Source organism: Corynebacterium incognita (genome assembly GCF_014217255.1).
Classification (GTDB): domain Bacteria; phylum Actinomycetota; class Actinomycetes; order Mycobacteriales; family Mycobacteriaceae; genus Corynebacterium; species Corynebacterium incognitum.
Genome location: NZ_CP059404.1, coordinates 426,689 through 449,412, shown reverse-complemented (window position 1 = coordinate 449,412; position 22,724 = coordinate 426,689). Strand labels below are relative to the sequence as shown.

Sequence of the window (22,724 nt, the reverse complement as noted above, 5' to 3'; positions counted from 1 at the left end):
TGCGTGGCCCCGCGCCACCTTAAGAACACGGTTGAGAACTGAATAGCATTATTAGTTTGAGATTGCACCGAACAATAGCTTGACCTGAGAATAAGGAACGATATGACTACTACACTCTCTCACCTCGCGGAACTGGCGCAGGGCCGCTTGGCGCTTGCCGACGCCGCGTCGACCGAGGACGTCGATAAGCACGGAGCCGTAGCGGTCGGTTCCATTAGCCTGGACTCCTCAGCGCTCCGCGAGGATTCGATCTTCGCGGCACTGCCGGGCACCCGCTCGCACGGGGCACGCTACGCCGCCGGCACCCCGGCGCTGGCCATCCTCACTGATGAGGCAGGCCTCGAACTGCTGAAAGCCGCTGGGGAGACCCGCCCGGTCATCGTGGTGGAAGATATTCGCGCGATACTCGGCAATGTGGCCGCGGAAATCTATGGGCATCCCACCCGGGAACTGACCGTTCTCGGCGTCACCGGCACCTCAGGTAAAACCACCACGAGCTACCTCATCGAGGAAGGGCTCCTGGCCGCAGGGCACAGCGTGGGCCTCATCGGTACCACCGGTACGCGGATCAATCGGGAACCGGTGCCGACCTCGCTGACTACGCCGGAGGCACCGCGCCTGCAGGAACTGTTCAAGCAGATGCTGGACTCCGGCGTGAGCCACGTGGTCATGGAGGTATCCTCCCACGCGCTCGAGCTGGGGCGCGTGCAGGGGACTCAGTTCGCGGTGGGCGGATTTACCAACTTGTCCCAAGACCACCTGGATTTCCATCCCACCATGGAGGACTATTTCCAGGCGAAGAAGAAGCTTGTCGACGGCCCCGTGGCCGCCGACAAGGCAGTTATCTGTGTGGACGACGAGTGGGGCCAGCGCTTGGCCGACGAGGTCGACGGCGCGACTTGCGTTGCCACCAAGGGGAGCGGCCACGCGGTCAATGCAGGGGTGAGCGCCCGCATGGTCTCTACTCAGCCCACCGGCGAGCAGCGCGTGGCCTTGAGCGTCGGCGACGCAGAGTGGGAGTTCGATCTGCCGTTGCCGGGGGATTTCAATGTGGCTAACGCCGCCGTGGCGACCGCCATGGTTGCGGCCGTGGGCGTGGACGCGCAGGACTTTACCCAGGCCCTCTCGCAGGTCGCGGTGCCTGGACGCATGCAGCGCGTGGACGAAGGCCAAGGCTTTATCGCCGTCGTGGACTACGCGCACAAGCCCGCGGCCGTCGCGGCGGTGCTGGACACCTTGCGTGAGCAGCTGGATAACGCCGGGCAAGGCGGCCGCATCGGCATCGTGGTGGGAGCCGGCGGCGACCGCGACTCCTCCAAGCGCCCCATCATGGGCGCCGCGGCCGCCGAGCGCGCGGACTACGTGGTGGTGACGGATGACAACCCGCGCACCGAGGACCCCGCGGCAATTCGCGCCGCCGTCATCGCCGGTGCCCGTGAGGTCGCCGAGAAGGCCGGGGCGACCGGCCACCAGGTGGAGATTGTGGAGGAGGGCAGCCGCGCGGCTGCCATCGATGCGGTGGTTGCCTGGGCGCAGCCGGGTGACGCGGTTATTGTGGTGGGCAAGGGCCACGAGGTCGGGCAGATCGTAGGCACCGTGACTCACCACTTCGACGACCGAGAAGAACTTTCCCGCGCACTTCAACAACGCCTGGCAACGGACGAGAGCGAAAAGTAGGTTCCTCATGATTGAATTGACCCTCAACCAACTGGCCGACATCACCGGTGGCCGCCTCGCCGACGTAACGGACCCTGAGGCAGTGGTCACCGCTTTCCCCGAATTCGACTCCCGCAAGATTACCCCGGGAGGGCTGTTTATCGCGCTGCCCGGCGCCAAGGTGGACGGGCACGACTTCGCAGCCACCGCCGTAAAACAGGGCGCCGTGGCGGTGCTCGCCGCCCGTGAGGTGGGCGTGCCCGCCGTCGTCGTCGAGCCCGTGGGCAAGCCCACCGGCGACGGCGCGAACGCTGATATCTACGCCCACGACGAAGACGGGTCCGCCGCCGCGGTCGTGCAAGCGCTCGGCAAGATCGCCAGCCACGTCACCCACAATCTGGCGGCCAAGGGCCTGAGCATCGTCGGGATCACCGGCTCGGCGGGAAAGACGTCGACGAAGGACCTGGTGGCCACCGTTCTGCGCACCGATGGCGAGACCGTCGCGCCCCCGGGCTCCTTCAACAATGAGATCGGCCACCCCTATACCGCGTTGCGTGCGGACGAGAACACGAAGTACCTCGTGGCGGAAATGTCCGCCCGCGGCATCGGACACATCCGCCACCTGGCGTCGATCGCGACCCCGTCCATCGGCGTGGTCCTCAACGTCGGCACGGCGCACCTCGGCGAGTTCGGCTCCCGAGAGAACATCGCTAAGGCCAAGGGCGAGCTCGTGGAAGCGCTTCCCGACGCCGCAGAGGGCGGCGTCGCCGTGCTTAACGCCGACGACGCGTTCGTCGCCGCGATGGCCTCGCGTACCACGGCGCGGGCGGTGACCTATTCTGCATCCAACCCGCCTGCCTCGGGGGCGTCCTACTACGCCACCGATATTGAACTCGATGATGTCGCGCGGGCGTCGTTTAGCTTGCATACGCCGGGCAACGCCCCGGTCCCAGTGACCCTCCAGGTCTTTGGTGCTCACCAGGTGTCCAACGCGTTGGCAGCAGTAGCCGTGGCCATGGAGTCCGGAATTCCGGTAGAGCAGGTGGCGGCGGCACTCAATGCCCACACGAATGCCTCCGCCCACCGCATGGACGTGGTCACGCGCAAGGACGGACTAACGGTCATCAATGATTCCTACAATGCCAACCCGGACTCGATGCGCGCGGCCGTCGCCGCGCTCGCCTTTACTACCGCCGCGCGCAGGGATGCGCGTTCCATCGCGGTGTTGGGCGAGATGGCGGAGCTTGGTAGCGACGCTCTGACCTCGCACGAACAAGTCGGCGTGGAATTGGCCAAGTACAACGTTAACCATCTCATCGCCGTTGGCGATAGTGAAAACGTGCGCGCCATGGTGGCGAAGGCTGAAATTAATGGCGTATCAACTAAACTTGCTCGCGATGTCTATGAGGCCGCGGCCATAGTGGACGACATCGTTGCTCAGCCACCGGCCGGTGCCCAAGACTGGGTAAACCAGGACGCCAAGGACGTCGTGCTGCTCAAAGCCTCCAATTCGGATGCGCTGTGGCGGGTGGCAGACGCCTTGCTTCACGGTGAATAGTGGATAGAACTAGAAAGTAGCTTGACAAACATGACGCAGATTATCGTTGCGGGAATCGTTGCCTTCCTCGTAGCTATCTTCACTACACCGTTGCTGATCCGCTATTTTTCGGACTCCGGCAAGGGCCAGGAGATCCGCGAAGACGGTCCGCAATCCCACCTGCGTAAGCGGGGCACCCCGACGATGGGTGGTCTGGCCATCATCGCCGGCATTGTCGTCGCCTATGCGTCCGTCAATATCTGGGGAATGGCCACCGGCCGCGGTGGCTTCACCGTGTCGGGTCTGTTGGTCCTGGGACTGACTCTGGGTCTGGGCCTCCTGGGATTCTTGGATGACTTCATTAAGTTGTTCAAGGAACGCAACCTGGGTCTGAATAAGAAGGCCAAGTTGATCGGGCAGGCCGCGCTGGCGCTGGCATTCGGCATTCTCGTGCTGCAGTTCCCGGATGACCGTGGCATCACCCCGGCCAGCACGCACCTGTCCTTCCTCCGCGACATTGACACCTTCGATATCGCCATCGGGGGCGGCGTCATTGGCATCATCATCTTCCTGGCGTTCATGTACATCCTCATCGCTGCGTGGTCTAACGCGGTCAACCTCACCGACGGGCTCGACGGCCTCGCGGCTGGAGCGACCGCGATGGTGATGGGCACCTACGCGGTGATGACCTTCTGGCAGTTCCGCAACTCCTGTGAGCAAGAAGTGACCGCCGGCTGCTACCAGGTGCGCGATCCGCTCGACTTGGCGATTCTCTCCGCAGCCGGTCTGGGCGCCTGCCTTGGCTTCTTGTGGTGGAACGCGGCGCCGGCGAAGATCTTCATGGGCGATACCGGCTCCCTGGCACTCGGTGGCCTGGTGGCAGGTCTGTCCGTGACCTCCCGCACGGAGCTGCTCATGATTGTCATCGGCGCCCTGTTCGTGATCGAGGCGGCCTCTGTGGTCATCCAGATCATTGTGTTTCGTACCACCGGTAAGCGCTTCTTCCGCATGGCACCCATCCACCACCACTTTGAAAACGGTGGCTGGGCGGAAACCACGGTGGTCATTCGCTTCTGGCTGCTCTCAGCCATGGCGGCCTTGGCCGGCGCGGCTATCTTCTACAGCGAGTGGCTCATGTCCACCGACGCCTCGCTTCTGTAACGCTGTTGTCCGTTCTCCGTTCTCCGTTTTTAGCCCGGTCTGAAATGTATTAAGCACCGCGACTGCAGCCGCGATGCAGATGTGAAAGAAGGATTACTGCATGGAACCCAACGCTGGAGTCGCTGCGGCGGATAAGGCCACCGCAACGCAGGTGCTCTCAGGACACATCTTGGTCGCTGGTGCCGGCGTAAGCGGTAAGGCCTGCGCGCGTTTTATTTCTTCGCTTGGGGCTCGGGTCACCGTGGCCGACGGCAGCGCCGAGGCCCGCGAGACCGTCGCGGCGGAACTGGGAGTATCCACTGCGGATCCGGAGGTACTTATCGCCGGTGGGGTAGCAGACTACTCCCTGGTAGTGACCTCGCCGGGCTGGCGCCCAGACTCGCCACTGCTCGTGGCCGCACAGGGCGCGGGCATCGAGGTCATCGGTGACGTCGAGCTGGCCTTTCGGCTCGACCGCGCGGAGGTCTTTGGCCCGCAGCGCACTTGGCTCGTGGTCACCGGCACCAACGGCAAGACCACGACCACGGGCATGTTGGCGTCCATGATGGAGCAGGCTGCGGTGCGCACCGGTGACACGGCCGCTGCGGTGGGCAACATCGGGGTCTCGCTGTTCGACGCCCTGGAATCTCCCGAGCGCATCAGCGTACTCGCTGCGGAGCTCTCCAGCTTCCAGCTGCACTGGTCCTCCACGCTGACCCCGGACGTGGGCGCGCTGCTCAACTTGGCCGATGACCACCTAGACTGGCACGGCAGCTTTGGCCACTACGCCGCGTCAAAGGCCAAGGCCTTGACCGGAGCCGTGGCGGTGGTGGGCGAGGACGCCGCCGTCGTCGCGGAATGCGAGCGCCTGCAGCAAGCAGGCACCTTGGCCCCGCGCGTGGTGCGCTTTAGTGACACCGCCCCGGAGGCAGGCAACGTCGGGGTCGTCGATGCCACGCTGGTGGATCGTTCCACTGGTCAAGACCTTCAGCTGTGCAGCGTCGCAGGTATTGAGCCGCCGGGGCGCGCGGGGACTTTGGACGCCGCGGCGGCCGCGGCTATCGCCCGCCAGGCAGGCGCCACGCCGGAGGAGATCGCCTTAGGCCTGGCCGCGTACAAGGTCGCGGGCCACCGTGGCGAGGTCGTGGCGAATATCAATGGCGTGGCCTACATCGACAACTCCAAGGCCACCAACCCGCACGCGATGGGCGCTGCTCTCGGCGGGCTCGACAACGTCGTGCTCATCGCCGGTGGCCAGCTCAAGGGCGCAGACGTGGTCCCGGAACTGCGGGCGCATGCCCACCAACTCAAGGCCGTCGTTGCCTTTGGACTAGACCGCGAACTCGTCGCCGCTGCCGTCGCCGCGGCCGCGGCGGACGTGCCGGTCGTGGTGGTGGAGGGCACGGAGCCCGCCGGGACCATGGACGACGTCGTCAAGCACGCAGCGCAACACGCCGAAGCCGGGGATACCGTGCTTTTGGCACCGGCTGGTGCATCGTTGGATATGTACACGGGCATGGCGCAGCGTGGCGATCTTTTTGCTGCGTCCGCACGCGCATTGGCATAAAAACCCAGGCGAGGCAGGGAGAACGCATTGAGCGCACCAACAACGAACCGCTCCCCGCAAGGCGGTACGCCGCAGTCACAAGCGGCGCCCCGACGCGGGTTCCTCAGTAATGTCGCCAGCACCTGGGACTACGTCCGCCAACGCCCGGGTTTTGACTATTTGATGCTCCGCATCATCATCTTCCTGCTGGTGGGTATCGGCCTGGCTATGGTGTATTCCGCCTCTATGACCTGGTCACTGGCAGAAAACACCAGCCTATGGGCGCAGGCCCTGCGGCAATCCATCATGGTGTTTGCGGGCTTCATCGGTTTCGTGATGATGCTGCGCCTGCGGCCGTCGTTTATCCGCAAAGCAGTGCCTTGGTTGCTGGGTATTTCCATCCTTTTGCTCGTGCTCGTGCTCATTCCGGGCATTGGCACCGGCCGTGAGGAAGTGGGCTCACAGTCGTGGATTGTTCTCGGTCCGCTGTCCCTACAGCCGTCGGAGATTGCCCGCGTGACCGTGGGTATTTACGGTGCGGCGGTACTTGCTGACCGCAAGCAGGCGCGGTTGTCCTTCAAGGATCCATTCGCCATTTACGGCTATATCGCCAGCGCGATGTTCCTGCTCATCATTTTGGAGGGCGACGTTGGCATGGCGGCCTCCTTCGCGGTCGTCGTGGTGCTCACCATGTTCTTCGCTGGCTTCGACTGGCGGGCGCTGGCACTCATCTTCTTCCTCGGCGCGCTGGGACTGGTGGGCCTGTTGCTGGGCGGCGGCTTCCGCTCGCATCGTTTCCACACCTACTTCGATGCCCTGCGCGGCAATATCGAGGACACTCAGGGCACCGGCTTCCAGGCCTACCAGGGCTTTTTGTCGCTTGCCGACGGCGGCGTGTCCGGCGTGGGCCTCGGCCAGTCCCGCGCCAAATGGTTCTATCTCCCGGAGGCCAAGAACGACTTTATCTACGCCATCGTCGGCGAGGAGCTGGGCCTGTGGGGCGCGGCACTCGTGGTCATCTTGTTCGGCGGGCTGGGATGGATTGGTATTCGCACGGCCTCGCGCGCCCAAACCCAATTCCAGGCGCTCCTGGCTGCAACGCTCACCGCGGGCGTCGTGTCGCAGGCTTTCTTCAACATCGGCTACGTGGTGGGCCTGCTGCCCGTGACCGGTATTCAGCTACCGATGATCTCCGCGGGCGGTACCTCGGCGATCATTACGATTACCTCAATGGGGCTACTCGCCTCGGTGGCGCGCCACGAACCGGAGAACATCTCGGCCATGCAAAACTACGGCCGCCCACTGTTTGACCGCCTTTTCTTTATCCCGGAGCCGCGCCCAGCGCAGTCGGCTGGCTCCCGGGCCCGCGGTCGCCGCGGTGAGGTGCGGGGTGACCGGCCCGCCGACGTCGACAGGCATGCACCACAGCGTCGCCGGGGCCCTGGATCCGGCGACAGGGACACGCGCGGGCAGCGCACCGCCCGTGGGGCACGTGGGAGCCGTTCTGCTCGCGGCGGCCGGGAAGAGTACGGGCGCCCGGTAACTTCTCGACGCTCCCGCGCGCAGTTCCGCGATGACCGGGGACAGCGCTGGTAGCGTAAAGGCCATGACTACATCTTCCCCCAGCGTCGTCATCGCAGGTGGTGGCACCGCTGGCCACATTGAGCCTGCCCTCGCCGTCGGCGAAGTCCTTGCCTCCCAGCACGGGGCGCGCATCACCGCCCTCGGTACCACGAAGGGACTGGAATCCGACATCATTCCGGCCCGCGGCGTAGACCTGCGGATGATTACCCCGGTTCCGATCCCGCGCAAGCCCTCCCCGGCACTGTTCGCCGTGCCGTGGAAGGTGCTGAGCTCCGTCCGCGAGACCCGCGAGATCTTGAAAGACGTGGGTGCGGATGCGGTTTTCGGCACCGGTGGTTACGTGTCCGCACCGGCCTACCTGGCGGCGCGTTCGTTGGGCTTGCCGTTCTACGTGCTGGAAACCAACGCGCTGGCCGGTATGGCCAACAAGCTCGGCGTGCGATTGGGTGGCGTGGGCTTTAACGCCCAGAAGGAGTCGGGCATGCCTGGCGACGTCGTGGGCATCCCCGTGCGCCCGGGCCTGGGCCACGACCCGGACGGCAGCGCCCGCCACCGCGCCCAGGAGCAGTGGGGCTTGGACTCGGAGCGCAAGGTCATCCTGGTTACCGGCGGCTCCCAGGGGGCGCAAAGCATCAACAAGGCCGTGTCCGGCGCCGTGCCGGAGCTCGTGGAGGCGGGATTCCAGATCCTGCACGCCTACGGCAAGAAGAACACCAAGCCGCTGGAGCATGAGCACTACCACGGCGTGCCGTATATCGATGACATGGCGGCGGCACTGGCGGTGGCGGACATGATCGTTTGCCGCTCGGGTGCGATGACGGTGGCGGAAGTAACCTCCGCGGGGCTGCCTGCGGTGTACGTCCCGTTGCCGCACGGCAACGGCGAGCAGGCGTTGAACTGCAAGCAAGTAGTGGAGGCTGGTGCCGCGGTCATGGTGCCCGATGCGGAATTGAATCCTTCCCGTCTGGTGGAAGAGGTTCTGAAGATCATCGGCGACGGTGGCGTGGCGGAGACGATGGCGGGAGCTGCCGCGCGCAACGGCGTGGGCGAGGCCGCCGCGGTCATCGCGGAGCGCATCATCGCCGACATCCGCACATAGCGGCAGCCTCCTCGCGCAGCGGGCGCCGCGGGGCGTGCGCACAACACGATTTCACAACGCAATAACCTACATCGCAACAACCTATATTCTTAAGATTTTAAACGGCAAAGGGATACCTCACGTGACTTACGATTTGGCTCGCGTCCACTTCATTGGCATCGGCGGCGCAGGAATGTCTGGCCTGGCGCGCATCATGGTGGCGCGCGGCGCCGTGGTGACTGGCTCTGACATGGTGGACTCCACCCCGGTGGAAGTGCTGCGTTCCATGGGCGCGCAGGTTGCCGTGGGCCACGATGCCGCGAACCTGTCGCTCGCCGGGGAGCTGCCCACCGTGGTGGTCACCTCGTTTGCCGCGATCCCGCAAGACAACCCGGAGCTGGTGGCCGCCAAGGAACAGGACATCCCGGTTATTCGGCGCTCTGACCTGCTGGCGGACATCATGGAGGGCTGCACCCAGGTGTTGCTGGCCGGCACCCACGGCAAGACATCCACCACATCCATGACCGTGAGCGCACTGCAGGCCGCGGGGGAGGACCCTTCCTTCGCTATTGGTGGGCAGCTCAACCGCGCCGGCACCAACGCACACCACGGCACCGGCAATGCTTTCGTGGCCGAGGCGGACGAATCCGACGCCTCGCTGCTGCGCTACCGCCCTGACGTGGCGGTGGTGACCAACATCGAGCCCGACCACCTCGACTACTTCAAGACCCACGAGGCGTATTTCCAGGTCTTTGATGACTTCGCTGCCAGAGTGGCGGACAACAATGGCGTGCTCATCGTGTGCTTGGAGGACTCGAACACGGCTCGGCTGGGCCAGCGCGCCATCGCTCGGGGGGAGCGCGTGGTGGGCTACGGTTCCGCACAGGCGGCGGCCCAGTACCCGGAGATCCCCCTGGCCGCTCGACTGGACTCCGAGGACGTCTCCGCCGCCGGCACCACGGTGACCGCGTCCCTGCGTTTGGCCCCGTTGCGTGGCGAGAGCAGCGAGGCGGGAAAGTCCGGCGAGGCGAACAACGAAACCATTGACGTCACTTATACCGTGGGCACGCCGGGTCACCACATGGTTCTTAACTCCTTGGCCGCGCTGCTGGCGGGTATTGCCGCGGGTGGTCAGCCCATCGCCGTGGCCGAGGGGCTCGGAGAGTTTACCGGTGTGCGCCGCCGTTTTGAGTACCGCGGCACCAGCCCTGCTGGCATTCGCGTGTACGACGACTACGCGCACCACCCCACGGAGGTCAATGCGGTGCTAGGCGCCGCCCGTGAGAAGGTTAACGCCGAGGGGGAGGGCGCGCGGGTCATCGCGTGCTTCCAGCCGCACTTATACTCCCGCACCATTGAATTCGCCGAGGAGTTCGCCGCTGCATTGTCGCTTGCTGACGCCGTGGTGGTGTTGGACATCTACGGTGCCCGAGAGCAGCCGGTGGAGGGCGTGAGCTCCCGGATCATCACCGACCGTATGGCCGACGACGTCGCAGTGGTCTACGAGCCCGACTTCGCGACAGCCCCGACGACCGTAGCCGGGTTGGCCCAGCCCGGTGACCTGGTGATCACGATGGGCGCGGGCACCGTGACGATGCTGGCGCAAGAAATCCTCGCAGAGCTTGACACGCTCGCGGAATCCGACGGCAGCGTTGGCGCCGATGGGGACGAGGGAGCTCGCTAAGACTTATGACCACCAACTCGCACTTTGAGGCTCGGGTGGCGGCGCGCCGCAAGGAAGTCGCCGCACAAGAAGGGCAGCGCCGCAACGGCCGCAAGATCGTCGCGATCATCGCCGGGGTGCTCGCCCTCCTGCTGATCGCCGGTGCCGTGCTGTATATGGCGCCCGTCTTCACTGTGCGTGAGTACAAGGTCACCGGCAACAACATCGCCACAGTTGAAGAGATCCAGGAGGCCGCGCAGGTCCCTGAGGGTGCGAACCTCCTGCATGTTGACACTAACGCCGCCGCGCGGTCGGTGGCGAAGGTGCCGTGGGTCCAGTCGGTGACCGTCGATCGGGCGCTGCCGTCGACGCTCAGCATCGAAGTCACCGAGCGCGAGGTCGTGGCCTTCGTGAAGAGTCGGGACGGCGATAGACTCATCGATTCTCACGGCAATGAGTTTGTGATTGCCGCCCCTCCCAAGGGTGCAGTGGAGATCGCTGGGCTGGACGGCGACGCCGCGAAAGGGGAGAAGCAGCGCGCCTCCGCTGTGGCGATTCTCGCCGCGGTGAGTGAGAAGGTACGGGCCAAGGTTGACCGTTTGGAAGTCGAAGGCGATTACAAATATGTTTTCCACCTCAAAGACGGCCGTTCCGTCGTGTGGGGCGCCAATGACAATAACGAAGCTAAGGCCGCGGCGATGGACACTGTGCTCAAGATGCGCGGCAAGGATTGGAACATCACCAACCCAGAAATGGTGACCAAGAAATAGCCGCCACGCCCAGCGGCGTGTGTGGTCCGCGATTTCTGATTTTTTTCGGCTGAGTTATCCGGTGGGTAAAGCGGGTGTCAAGGGCTGTGTACTGCGGTGTTTTCCCAGCTCATAACCCTAAAGTAAAGGTTGAGGGTAAAGACACGCGGCAAAATGAACCGCTAAATTACACGCGTGTCAATCATGATGGTGGGTACAACATCCTCGTTTGAACGCAAGCACCCCAACTAAGATCCTGAAAGGCGAGATCCGAAGCTTATGACCTCCCCGAACAATAACCTGGCCGTCATCAAGGTCGTCGGCGTCGGCGGCGGTGGCGTCAACGCCGTCAACCGCATGATTGAAGAAGGCCTCACTGGCGTTGAATTTGTGGCCATCAACACTGACTCGCAGGCCCTGCTGTTCTCCGATGCGGACACCAAGCTGGACATCGGTCGCGAGGCCACCCGCGGCCTGGGAGCTGGCGCCAACCCGGAGGTAGGCCGCACCTCCGCAGAGGATCACAAGTCTGAGATTGAAGAGACCCTCAAGGGTGCAGACATGGTCTTCGTCACCGCCGGCGAGGGTGGTGGCACCGGCACCGGTGCGGCTCCGGTCGTTGCTTCCATTGCAAAGAAGCAGGGTGCGCTGACCGTTGGCGTTGTCACCAAGCCTTTCAGCTTCGAAGGCCACCGTCGTACCAAGCAGGCCATTGAAGGTATCGACGCGCTGAAGGAAGTCTGTGACACCCTCATCGTCATCCCGAACGACCGCCTGATGGAGCTGGATGACTCCAACTTGTCCATCATGGAAGCCTTCCGCGCCGCCGACGAAGTCTTGCACAACGGTGTCCAGGGCATCTCCAACCTCATTCTCACCCCGGGCATGATCAACGTCGACTTCGCGGACGTTCGCTCCGTGATGTCCGACGCTGGCTCCGCACTCATGGGCGTGGGTAACGCTCGTGGCGACAACCGCGTGCTGCAGGCTGCTCAGCAGGCCATCAACTCCCCGCTGCTGGAGTCCAGCATGGACGGCGCCAAGGGCGTGCTGCTGTCCATCGCCGGCGGCTCCGACCTGGGTCTCGGCGAGGTGCACGAGGCCTCCTCCATGGTCACCGAGCGTGCTGACATGAATGCCAACATCATCTTCGGCACCATCATCGACGACAACCTGGGCGATGAGGTCCGCGTGACCATCATCGCCACCGGCTTCGACGCGGTGGCGAACCGCGTAGACAACGGCGGCGCATCCGCTGTGGCCCAGGAGGGCGGCAACAGCGCCGTCAACGCCTCCGAGGTTGCTGCCTCCCGCGAGGCAACCCGCGGTTCCTTGTTCGAAAGCCGCAACCAGAACACTGCATCGGCTACACCGGCGCCGTCCGCCGCGGCGTCGGCTACCGAGGCCCCGCGCGGCAACGAAGGCCGCACCGAGACCTACCGTGTGGGCCAAAACGGTGGCCGCCCGGCACCTCGCCGCGAGGCTGAGCGCTCCGACCGCGGCGACCGTGGACTGTTCACCACCCGCGGTGGCGACGATGATGACCTGGATGTGCCGTCCTTCATGCGCTAGTTCGCAACGCGCCTGTCCTAGCCAGGTCAGGCGCTCGTTAGCTCAAGGAGCGTGCAGCTCCCACCGCTAGCGGTGGAGCGGTTATATTGGAGTGCATGTCAGTAAACGAGGAATCTACCCACGACGTGCAACAACGCCCCGTCCGCATGGTTTTTACAAGCCGTGCAGGCGGGGTTTCCGCGTCTCCCTATGACTCTTTCAACCTCGGGGACCATGTTGGTGACGCACCCGAATCCGTTGCCGCGAACCGCCAGCGCCTCCAGGACATCCTGGGGCTGGAACACATCGTGTGGATGGAACAGTTGCACACCCCTAACGTCACGGTTGTCGATGGCACTGAGGAGCTGCCTATCCCGGCCACCGACGCCGTGGTGACCACCACCCCGGGCGTAGGGCTGGGAGTGCTGGTCGCGGATTGTGTTCCGGTCCTGCTCGCGGACAGCACCGCCAAGGTCGTGGGCGCGGCCCACGCCGGAAGGCTCGGCGCGCGCAATGGCATCGTGGCCAAGACCGTCGCCGCGATGCAAGCACTCGGCGCGACGCCCGCGGGAATCACTGCGCTGCTGGGCCCTGCGGCCAGCGGTAAGCACTATGAACTGCCCAAGGAAATAGCGTTGGACGTCGAGTCCAAGCTGCCGGGTTCGCTGGCGACGACCGCGAAAGGCACCACCGGTCTGGACTTGCGTGCCGGTCTGGTGCGCCAGCTGCTGAGCCTCGGCGTGACCAACATCGATGCCGACCCGCGCTGCACGATTGAGGACAAGGACTTCTTCTCCTATCGTCGCGAGGGCACGACTGGACGCCAGGCAGGGGTGGTGTGGATCAATGACCAACGCTGAACCTACTCAACCTGAACCCACTCAACCTGGAGGGCCACAGTCCGAGGCTCACCAGTCCGAGTGTGCCGTGGCGCGGAAGGCGGAGCTGGCCGCGAATCTGGACAAGGTGCGGGACGAGATCGTGCGTTTGGCTGCCGCGGCGGATCGGGAGCCACCACGGTTGTTGCCGGTGACCAAGTTCCACCCGGCCGCTGATCTCGGACTGTTGGCGGAGCTGGGGGTGACGGACGTGGCCGAGAATCGCGAGCAAGAAGCTCGTGCCAAGGCGGCGGAGTTGCCGCAGCTGCGCTTCCACATGATTGGTCAGGTACAGACCAAGAAGGCCAACCACGTGGCGCGGTGGGCTGCGAGTGTGCACTCGGTTGATTCGGAGAAGCTCGCGCTGGCATTAGATCGCGGCGTGGGCCGCGCGCTGGAGGCAGGGGAGCGAAGTACTGGTTTGCCGGTGTATATCCAGGTTTCTTACGACGGTGACACCAGCCGGGGCGGGGTGGAACGCGGCGACGTCGAGAAGCTGGCGCGTACCATCGAGGACTGTGCACACGTGAGCCTCCGTGGCCTGATGGTGGTGCCGCCGCTGGACGCAGACGCCGCCGAAGTTTTTGACACGGTGCGCCAGCTCGCGGACGCCCTCGGGCAGCAGCTCGGTCGCGGTATGGAGTTGTCCGCGGGGATGTCCGCAGACATGGCAGACGCCATCGCTCACGGCAGTGATGTCGTGCGTGTCGGTACTGGCATCATGGGAGCACGCCCAGTAGCTTAAAATTCACCTACTGCATCGAAGAATTGCAAGCATAACCGCACTATAAACCACATAAATTACCTTCTTTCACAACAGTCACAGCAGTGGCGGTGGGAGTGGTGATTAGAGGAGACAACGGAGACATTATGTCCTTCAAGAACGACTTCATGGGCTTCTTCGGCCTGGGCCCGGCGAACGACAACGAAGACGACGCGTACTACACCGAGGACGAGCGTTACGACCGCGTGGCGGAGGGCGACTACCGTCGCGGTGGCGAGCGTGCCGCCGCCCCCGCAGACCGCTACGCGGACCGTCGTTACGGCGCCGATGTAGCCGACGCTCGTGAGTACGCCCCGACCATCGTTGAGGTGTCCTTGGTGTCCTACGCAGAGGCGAAGAAGATTGGTGAGCCCTTCCGCGACGGCGACGCCGTGGTCTTTGAACTGACTGACGCCGACCGCGGCGAGGCTAAGCGCATTATCGACTTCGCTGCTGGCCTGTGCTTTGGCCTGTCCGGCCAGATGACCAAGCTCACCCGCGGCATGGACACCGAGCGCAACGTATTTGCGATCGTTCCGACCGGCGCCGGCATTTCCAGCCTGGAGCTGGAGCGCGCCGCTGGCCTGCGCTAGTGGCCACTTCTCGAACCATCTACATTAGAAACTGGCCTGAACTACAGTGATTCAAGTTGGAATAATCCTCAGCGTGCTCTTGCGCCTGTTTTCCTTGGCGCTCATTATCCGCATCGTGGTGGAAATGATTGAGTCTTTCTCGCGGCGCTTTACGCCGCCACGCTGGTTCATCATGCTCGTGGAGCCCATCATGGCTCTTACTGACCCGCCGGTGAAGGCGCTGCGGCGCCTCATTCCGCCGCTGCGCTTGGGGAACATCGGGCTGGACGTCTCCGTCATCGTGCTGTTCCTCATCATCTGGGTGCTGCAGATTATCGTGCGGATGGTCTTCTTCTAACCGGAAGATTGTCTTGTCGCTCGTTAACGGTGTGCTCATTCGCTGAACGGGCACACCGTTGTCACACAGTGTTGCGGTGGAAATCTGCAGGAAAAGCAGGCCCCGTGGCCCACTTACGTATCACTTTGGCTACACTGTACGAAGAAAACTATTAGAATTGTGAAAGCCCATCCTCTTGGTTCACTATGAACCTGAGGTTCAACGACTTGAAGGGGAAGTAAAGTCAATGCCTTTGACACCAGCGCAAGTACACAACGTCGCTTTCAACAAGCCGCCAATTGGTAAGCGCGGCTACAACGAAGACGAGGTTGATCAGTTCCTTGACCTCGTAGAGGACTCCCTGGCGCAGCTCCAGGAAGAAAATGAGGATCTGAAGTCTCAGCTGGAGAAGGCACAGTCCGGCGCGGGCGCGGGCGCTGCTGGCGCTGGTGCTGCGAAGGCTGACGAAGCTGCTATCCGCAAGGACGTCGAAGCCCAGTTGCGCAAGGAATACGACGCGAAGCTGGCTGAGGCCAAGAAGGCCGCTGACGACGCAAAGGCCGAGGCCGCCAAGGCCAAGGAATCCGCTGCGAAGCCTGCGGCCGCGCAGCCGGCAGACAACCAGGAGCTGAACAAGGTCAAGGGCGACAACGAGCGCCTGTCCAAGGAACTGGAAACCGCGCGCAAGGAACTCGAGGCTGCCCGCAAGGACAACGCGGACCTCAAGAAGAAGGCCGAGCAGGCTGGCGACAACAACACTGGCGCCAAGGCTGCTGCCGCTGGCCTGGCCGGCGCTGGCGTGGGCGCTGCTGCCGGCGCTACCGCTGACGGCATGGCAACCCCGGCCACCCATATGCAGGCCGCTAAGGTCCTGGGTCTGGCTCAGGAGATGGCTGACCGCCTCACCGGCGAGGCTAAGTCTGAGTCCGAGTCCATGCTCTCTGAGGCACGTGCCGCAGCCGAGAAGCAGCTCAACGACGCTGATACCAAGTCCAAGAACCAGCTCGCCGAGGCTATGACGAAGGTCAAGGAGCAGCTGGCTGACGCGGACACCAAGTCCAAGAAGATGATCGCGGACGCTGAGGCTAAGGCTAAGCAGACTGAGACCGAGGCCAACTCCCGCGCGGAGGCTTCCGTCCGCCAGGCAGAGGAGAAGGCTACCGCCCTGCGCGAGGACGCGGAGAAGAAGCACACCGAGATCATGACTACCGTCAAGCAGCAGCAGCAGGCGCTGGAGACTCGCATCCAGGAGCTGCGCACCTTCGAGCGCGAGTACCGCACCCGCCTGCGCAGCATGATCGAGTCCCAGCTCGAGGACCTCGATGCACGCGGCTCCGCCGCACCGGTCGGCAACGCTGGCCAGCAGGCACAAGGCAACCAGGAGCAAAAGAACAACTAGTTCATATCCAGGCAGTCACTGCCAAGGCTTGAAGCCCCGCACCAGTACAATCAGTTGGTGCGGGGCTTTTTGTCAGCCCATATTCAGGAAGAAAGGACTAGTGAGTTACCCACCATGCTGCTCGGCGCCATCGTCTTCGCCCTTGTGGCCTTCCTCGCGTTTGTCGCTTTCGTCGGCACCGCCAAGGTCATTTGGCTCTACGTTCTTTTCGGCTCCGCCATCGTGGGGTTGGTCCTGTTCGTTCTGGATTGGAAAGAAAAGCATCGAGCCTCCCGCGTCTCCGGTCACGACGTCGAAGTGGATGATTAACAACGGCACTGAATAGTTGCCACCGACTGACACTATGGGTCAAGTGCGACGAATTTTTAACAGCCTTCTGTAGGCGTCGGGTGCCGCTCGGGTATAGTGTTGGCTTATACGCAGCGATCCGGCCATCACCGGGGAGCGTTCCGGAAGAACGGGTGTCGGGCCTTGGTTGGCTCGGCGCCTCAGTAGAACCGGACGGGTAGGAGACGTTAACTCCTTCACTAAGAAATGAAGCGGAGTCTTCACTGTGGCTGCCGGCGGCGGGCAGAGTGGGGCTCAAGCGGGGTGGTACCGCGCAAGGGTCGTGTTGATAAGACACGGGGTTTGCGTCCCCGCACAGTGCAATCGCCTTGGGCTTTTGAGGCTTAAAGAACTTAGTGGAGGACAAACGAATGGCTGAGCAGACCCCCGACACCGCAGCCGAGCAGGTCGGTGGCGCCGCGTCCCAGGTGGGCAAGGTGTACCCGAAGGTAGACATGAGCGGTGGCTCCAACCGCTTCCCGGACATGGAGCAGGTTGTCCAGAAGTACTGGAAGGAAGACGACACCTTCCAGGCGTCGTTGGAGCAGACTAAGGACAAGCCCGAATACATCTTTTACGACGGCCCGCCGTTCGCTAACGGCCTGCCGCACTATGGCCACCTGCTGACCGGTTACGTCAAGGACATCGTGCCGCGTTACCGCACCATGGCGGGCAACTACGTCCCCCGTGTATTTGGCTGGGACTGCCACGGCCTGCCCGCAGAGCTGGAGGCGGAAAAGCAGCTCGGCATCACCGATAAGGGCCAGATCGAAGAAATGGGCCTGGAGAAGTTCAACGAGTACAGTGCCACCTCCGTGCTGAAGTACGCTGACGAGTGGGAGGACTACGTCACCCGCCAGGCGCGCTGGGTGGATTTTGACAACGGCTACAAGACCATGGACCAGGACTTCATGGAGTCCGTCATGTGGGCGTTCAAGGAGCTCTACGACAAGGGGCTTATCTACCAGGGTTTTAGGGTCCTGCCGTACTCCTGGGCGGAGCACACCCCGCTGTCCAACCAGGAAACCCGCATGGATGATTCCTACCGCATGCGCCAGGACCCCACGCTGACGGTCACCTTCCCGGTCACCGGCGCCCGCGAGGGCACGCGCGCCGTCGAGACGCTCGCTGCGCACCCGGAGCTTGCCGACGCCGCGGCACTGGCCTGGACGACGACCCCGTGGACCCTGCCGTCCAACTCCGCTCTGGCAGTTCACCCGGACGTGGACTACGCCCTGGTCAAGGTAGGGGAGTCCGGCCTTGAGGAATTCGTTGGTCGCACCTTCCTCATCGCCGAGGCACTGGCCGGCACCTTGGCCAAGGAGCTGGGCGAGGACCGCGAAGTTCTGGGGACCTTCAAGGGCGCGGACCTGGTCGGCCTGACCTACCAGCCGATCTTTGACTTCTTCAAGGACCTCGAGAACGGCTTCCAGATCCTCGCCGCGGATTACGTCACCACCGAGGACGGCACCGGCATCGTCCACCAGGCTCCTGCCTTCGGTGAGGACGATATGAACACCTGTGCTGCGCACGACATCGAGCTGGTTATCCCGGTTGACGACGACGGCAAGTTCACCTCCCAGGTGCCGCCGTACCAGGGGGAGTTGGTCTTTGATGCCAACAAGAACATCATCAAGGACCTCAAGGCCGCGGGCCGCGTCGTGCGCCACGTGACCATCGAACACTCCTACCCGCACTCCTGGCGCTCTGGCGAGCCGCTCATCTACAAGGCGATGCCCGCCTGGTTCGTCAAGGTTACCGAGTTCCGTGACCGCATGGTCGAGCTCAACCACAACGAGATCGAATGGATGCCGGAGCACATCCGCGACGGCCAGTTTGGCAAGTGGCTCGAGGGCGCGCGCGACTGGAATATCTCCCGTTCTCGCTACTGGGGCTCGCCCATCCCAGTGTGGATCTCTGATGATGAGAACTACCCGCGCGTGGACGTGTATGGCTCCCTGGACGAGCTGGAGCGCGACTTTGGCGTGCGTCCGAAGTCCCTGCACCGCCCGCACATCGACGAGCTGACCCGCCCGAACCCGGACGATCCGACGGGCAAGTCCACCATGCGGCGCGTGCCGGAGGTTTTGGACTGCTGGTTCGAGTCCGGTTCCATGCCGTTCGCGCAGAAGCATTACCCGTTTGAAAACAAGGACTGGTTCGATACCCACCACCCGTCCGACTTCATCGTGGAGTACTCCGGCCAGACCCGCGGCTGGTTCTACGTGATGCACGTGCTGTCCACCGCACTGTTTGATCGCCCGGCGTACAAGAAGGTCGTGGCCCACGGCATCGTGCTGGGCGACGACGGCCTGAAGATGTCCAAGTCCAAGGGCAACTACCCGAACGTCAACGAGGTCTTTGATCGTGATGGCTCGGACGCGATGCGATGGTTCCTCATGTCCTCGCCGATCCTGCGCGGCGGCAACTTGATTGTCACCGAGCAGGGCATCCGCGACGGCGTGCGCCAGGCCATCCTGCCCATCTGGAACGCGTACACCTTCCTGCAGCTGTACTCCGCGAAGGAAGCGCAGTTCGACACCTCGTCCACCCATGTGCTGGACCGCTACATCTTGGCCAAGACGCACGATCTGGTGAAGAACGTGGGTGCAGCGCTGGCGGGCACGGACATCGCCACCGCCACCGAGGAGGTGCGCCTGTTCGCTGACGCTCTGACCAACTGGTACGTGCGCCGCTCCCGCGATCGCTTCTGGGAGGGCGACCTGGAGGGCCAGCACCCGGAGGCCTTCAACACGCTTTACACCGTGCTGGAAACAGTTTCTCGCGTGGTAGCGCCGCTGCTGCCGCACGTGGCAGAGGTCATCTACCGCGGCCTGACCGGCGAGCGCTCCGTGCACCTGGCGTCCTACCCGAAGGCGGAGGACTACCCGGCGGACGACGCCCTCGTGGAGGCCATGGACCTCACCCGCGCGGTGTGCTCCTCGGCATCCTCGGTGCGCAAGTCGAACAAGCTGCGCAACCGCCTGCCGTTGCCGAAGCTTACCGTGGCGGTGGAGGATTCCGCGCGCCTGGAAGACTTCAAGGACATCATCCGCGACGAGGTCAACGTCAAGGAGGTCATGCTGACCGATGACGTGGACTCCGTGGGTACCTTCGAGGTGGTCTGCAACGCGAAGGTTGCGGGCCCCCGCCTGGGCAAGGACGTGCAGCGCGCCATCAAAAACCTCAAGGCGGGTAACTACGAGCGCCGCGGCGAGGAGGTCGTGGTCGACGGTGACATTGTGCTGGCACCGGAGGAGTACTCCGAGCGCCTGCAGGCCGCCGATCCGAAGAACACCTCCCGCGTGGAGGGGCTCAACGGCCTGGTGGTGTTGGACACCACCGTGACAGAGGAACTTGAGGCCGAGGGGTGGGCCGCCGACGTCATCCGCGGCATCCAGGACGCCCGCAAGGCCGAGGACTTCCTCGTGACCGACCGCATTACAGCGGTACTTTCCGTACCAGCCGAAAAAGAAGAATGGGCCTTTCGGCACGCAAACCATATTGCCGCAGAAGTCTTGGCAACCTCATTGACTATTTCAACCCAGCCCCTATCAGGCGAGATCCATAACGTGGTCTCCGGTGTCAATGTGCGGGTGACCAAGAATTCCTAGTTTGCGAATTCCTAGTTTGCGTTGAGCGCGTTTTACATCCCAAAGTGGCGGCAGCACATAAATGGTGCGCCGCCGCTGCGTTAACCGGGCTGTGTTTATCGCTGCGTGCCGGGCAAATGCGCACGCCACGCGACGATAACATTAATGAGACAAATGATGGAAAGTACTGCGCCAAGGGCAAACAGCATGGCAAAACCAATAGTGGGAGCCAGCGCACTAAAAGCCATGGGTATGAAAAACCCAGTGTAGGATATTGAATAGTACACCGCGGTTAGTCCCGCCAATTCACGCTCTCCGGCGATACGTTGTACCTCGGATAGCCCCGCTACAAGTGCTAGGCCGTAGCCCGCGCCCATGGTCGCTGCGGCAGCAATGCCTAATCCCAAGGAAAGTGAATGGGCAGCGCAGGCGCCAAGTATAGTTCCAACAGTGATCACGCCCATTGCAAGTGCGGAAGCTCGGGCCGATTTGTGGGTATCGAGTATTCTACCTATCAATTGGACGCCGACACCGCAGCCTAACGTCACGACTGTCATTAGCCCAGAAAATGCAATAGGCGCCTGCCCAGCTGAATCGGACAACAGTTGGGGCAGTAGTGCGTACGCGGCTCCGGCACAGCCGAAAACCCAGGGGGCAACTGGGATGACTACACGTAAGAACCGCTTGTGAGCGACCGTGGGGATGTGCAGCATCTCGAGCATGTCTCGCACCCGCAACTCCAAGATCGTGGTCCGTACTGTGCCGTGCAATGGGGGGCGCGTTTCGGGTGATCGGGTTAGCCAGTAAGCTGTGCCTACTGTGAGCAGCATATGCAGGATATACGCTAGGTGTGTTGGCCAAGGTCCCCATTGCGCGAGAACGGAGGCTATCGCTGCTCCAAGCAAAAACCCGAGAGTCAGGCACATCGACGCTTTACGGGCTCCGGCTCCAGCATCTCCGCCACTACGCGATATCAATTCGGTAATCCATGTTGAGCCTATGGCCATGACGAGGCCAAGCGCGATTCCACAGAAAACGCGGCCCAGCGCGATGATGAGAGGCTCGTGGGGCGCAATTGAGAGCAAGAATGAACCGGCCAATGAAAACGGCGCTGCTGGTAGCAATGCTGGCTTACGTCCAATGAGATCGGACAAAGGACCTCCGATGAGGAGGGCAGGGACAATTCCGATGACGTAGGCAGCGAGGAGGCCGTTGACGGTTATTTGGGAAAAACTAGAGGTTTCCCGGTACATCACGAGTAGAGGGGTGAACTCGTTACCACCCCATGCCACGGCTACCATCGTACCGGCCACAGGAAGCCATGCATTGTGCGCTATGCGGGGCGCCGGAGAGCCGTTGTCGGCACTCGTTTTTGTTTCTATCATCTGTGATTGTTGTGGCTGCATGCCGTTGTGTTTCGTTTCTGTGGCCGTCATCAAAGTTGCTTTCTCGAAGAGGAGAGGTGTGCGGTGATTACGTCGTGGTAGTTCTCGGCGTTACCGGTGCGTAGGGCGGAGGCCAGGTGTTCATGTTGGGCCACAAATTTAGAGGCTTTCTTAGCACTTCGTCCGATGGCCCGTTGTGTAAAGCGCTGTTGTCGCTCACGCAGCGTGTGGCCGAAGTTGGCTAGCAGGGAGTTTCCGCCGTAGTCCATTACTTTTTGATGAAAGGCTGCATCCAGTTGGGCGTACGTGCCTAGGTCGTTGGCGTCCAATGCAGAGCGTTGATCATTAATAATGCTGTCAAGATAGTCACCGATGCTGTCCCGCTCCTCCTGCGAAAGGGCACAGATATATTGTGCGGCGTTGTATTCGATGAGTTCACGTGCCTCGTAAACTTCTCGGATCTCGGTGGGGCTAATCGGAACGACGAGCGCACCTCGTTTGGGGTAAAGGTTGATGAAACCTTCAACCTCCAGTCGCGAAAAGGCCTCTCGCATGGGGGTGCGGCTCATTCCAATTTCGTTGGCCAATCCAACCTCAGAGAGCATTTCTCCTGCGTCGAAGCGACCATCTAGGATTGCTGCCTTGACAAATTTATACGCTCGCTCAGCAGCGGGTGGTGGGGCAGTAGTCGGGGAACTCTTGCGAGTTGAAGGCTCCTGAATCGTCATGGGATACATCATGCATGCATGTTGTATTCCGTGTCCAATCCTTGTGTGAAGAATACTTCGGTCGCCCAGACATGATATAAGTCACCGCTTGGTTCCTACGGTCTGTCACCAATTATTAGGTGGTTAAAAAATGGTGAGGTCTGTTTCATCAACGAGCACAGCACCACCAAGCCGGGCCTGCCCTTCGGCGGCGTCGGGCGTTCCGTCTACGGACGCGAGCTAGCGCGGTGGGCGTGGC

18 protein-coding genes are annotated in these 22,724 nt (G+C 62.7%); 16 read left to right on the top strand and 2 right to left on the bottom strand.

All coding sequences use genetic code 11. From position 1 onward, the window contains the following. The first annotated feature begins 102 nt into the window (after positions 1-102). From H0194_RS02115 to ileS, 16 genes are all read left to right on the top strand, one after another. Positions 103-1,677: a UDP-N-acetylmuramoyl-L-alanyl-D-glutamate--2,6-diaminopimelate ligase gene (locus tag H0194_RS02115; protein WP_185176236.1), complete on the top strand. Its 1,575-nt coding sequence runs from the start codon at positions 103-105 to the stop codon at positions 1,675-1,677. Positions 1,678-1,684: 7 nt separating this feature from the next. After that, complete coding sequence (locus tag H0194_RS02110; protein ID WP_185176235.1) at positions 1,685-3,214, top strand: UDP-N-acetylmuramoyl-tripeptide--D-alanyl-D-alanine ligase; 1,530 nt, start codon at positions 1,685-1,687, stop codon at positions 3,212-3,214. Between the two features lie 30 nt (positions 3,215-3,244). Next, positions 3,245-4,354, top strand: coding sequence for a phospho-N-acetylmuramoyl-pentapeptide-transferase (mraY, locus tag H0194_RS02105; RefSeq protein WP_185176234.1), 1,110 nt, complete (start codon positions 3,245-3,247; stop codon positions 4,352-4,354). Between the two features lie 100 nt (positions 4,355-4,454). Next, the gene (murD, locus tag H0194_RS02100) at positions 4,455-5,900 is read left to right on the top strand and encodes a UDP-N-acetylmuramoyl-L-alanine--D-glutamate ligase (protein WP_185176233.1); all 1,446 of its coding nucleotides are present in this window, start codon (positions 4,455-4,457) and stop codon (positions 5,898-5,900) included. A gap of 27 nt (positions 5,901-5,927) precedes the next feature. Then, positions 5,928-7,475: an FtsW/RodA/SpoVE family cell cycle protein gene (locus H0194_RS02095; RefSeq protein WP_246389007.1), complete on the top strand. Its 1,548-nt coding sequence runs from the start codon at positions 5,928-5,930 to the stop codon at positions 7,473-7,475. Between the two features lie 10 nt (positions 7,476-7,485). After that, a complete protein-coding gene (gene murG, locus H0194_RS02090) occupies positions 7,486-8,562 on the top strand; it encodes an undecaprenyldiphospho-muramoylpentapeptide beta-N-acetylglucosaminyltransferase (protein WP_185176232.1) in 1,077 nt (358 codons plus the stop codon). 172 nt (positions 8,563-8,734) lie between these two features. Further along, positions 8,735-10,225, top strand: coding sequence for a UDP-N-acetylmuramate--L-alanine ligase (murC, locus tag H0194_RS02085; RefSeq protein ID WP_185176824.1), 1,491 nt, complete (start codon positions 8,735-8,737; stop codon positions 10,223-10,225). Between the two features lie 5 nt (positions 10,226-10,230). After that, positions 10,231-10,974: a cell division protein FtsQ/DivIB gene (locus tag H0194_RS02080; protein ID WP_185176231.1), complete on the top strand. Its 744-nt coding sequence runs from the start codon at positions 10,231-10,233 to the stop codon at positions 10,972-10,974. Between the two features lie 258 nt (positions 10,975-11,232). After that, positions 11,233-12,525, top strand: a complete 1,293-nt coding sequence (ftsZ, locus tag H0194_RS02075) for a cell division protein FtsZ (protein ID WP_185176230.1) — start codon at positions 11,233-11,235, stop codon at positions 12,523-12,525. Positions 12,526-12,620: 95 nt separating this feature from the next. Beyond that, complete coding sequence (pgeF, locus tag H0194_RS02070) at positions 12,621-13,364, top strand: peptidoglycan editing factor PgeF (RefSeq protein WP_246389006.1); 744 nt, start codon at positions 12,621-12,623, stop codon at positions 13,362-13,364. Further along, entirely contained in the window at positions 13,351-14,127 is a 777-nt protein-coding gene (locus H0194_RS02065) for a YggS family pyridoxal phosphate-dependent enzyme (RefSeq protein WP_185176229.1), read from the top strand. Before pgeF ends, H0194_RS02065 begins: the two co-directional genes overlap by 14 nt. 125 nt (positions 14,128-14,252) lie before the next feature. Then, positions 14,253-14,738 (top strand): cell division protein SepF, encoded by a 486-nt coding sequence (locus tag H0194_RS02060; protein WP_185176228.1) that lies wholly within the window; start codon positions 14,253-14,255, stop codon positions 14,736-14,738. A gap of 46 nt (positions 14,739-14,784) precedes the next feature. Further along, on the top strand, positions 14,785-15,075 hold the full coding sequence (locus tag H0194_RS02055; RefSeq protein ID WP_185176227.1) for a YggT family protein: 291 nt from the start codon (positions 14,785-14,787) through the stop codon (positions 15,073-15,075). 226 nt (positions 15,076-15,301) lie between these two features. Then, positions 15,302-16,453: a DivIVA domain-containing protein gene (locus H0194_RS02050; RefSeq protein ID WP_185176226.1), complete on the top strand. Its 1,152-nt coding sequence runs from the start codon at positions 15,302-15,304 to the stop codon at positions 16,451-16,453. Between the two features lie 69 nt (positions 16,454-16,522). After that, a complete protein-coding gene (locus H0194_RS02045; protein ID WP_246389005.1) occupies positions 16,523-16,762 on the top strand; it encodes a zinc-binding dehydrogenase in 240 nt (79 codons plus the stop codon). Between the two features lie 389 nt (positions 16,763-17,151). After that, complete coding sequence (gene ileS, locus H0194_RS02040) at positions 17,152-20,394, top strand: isoleucine--tRNA ligase (RefSeq protein ID WP_185176225.1); 3,243 nt, start codon at positions 17,152-17,154, stop codon at positions 20,392-20,394. A 95-nt stretch (positions 20,395-20,489) separates the two neighbouring features. On the opposite strand, the gene H0194_RS02035 is transcribed toward ileS, so the two are convergent. Further along, positions 20,490-21,674 (bottom strand): MFS transporter, encoded by a 1,185-nt coding sequence (locus H0194_RS02035; protein WP_246389106.1) that lies wholly within the window; start codon positions 21,672-21,674, stop codon positions 20,490-20,492. A 134-nt stretch (positions 21,675-21,808) separates the two neighbouring features. Then, positions 21,809-22,498: a GntR family transcriptional regulator gene (locus H0194_RS02030; protein ID WP_246389004.1), complete on the bottom strand. Its 690-nt coding sequence runs from the start codon at positions 22,496-22,498 to the stop codon at positions 21,809-21,811. Between the last annotated feature and the right edge of the window lie 226 nt (positions 22,499-22,724).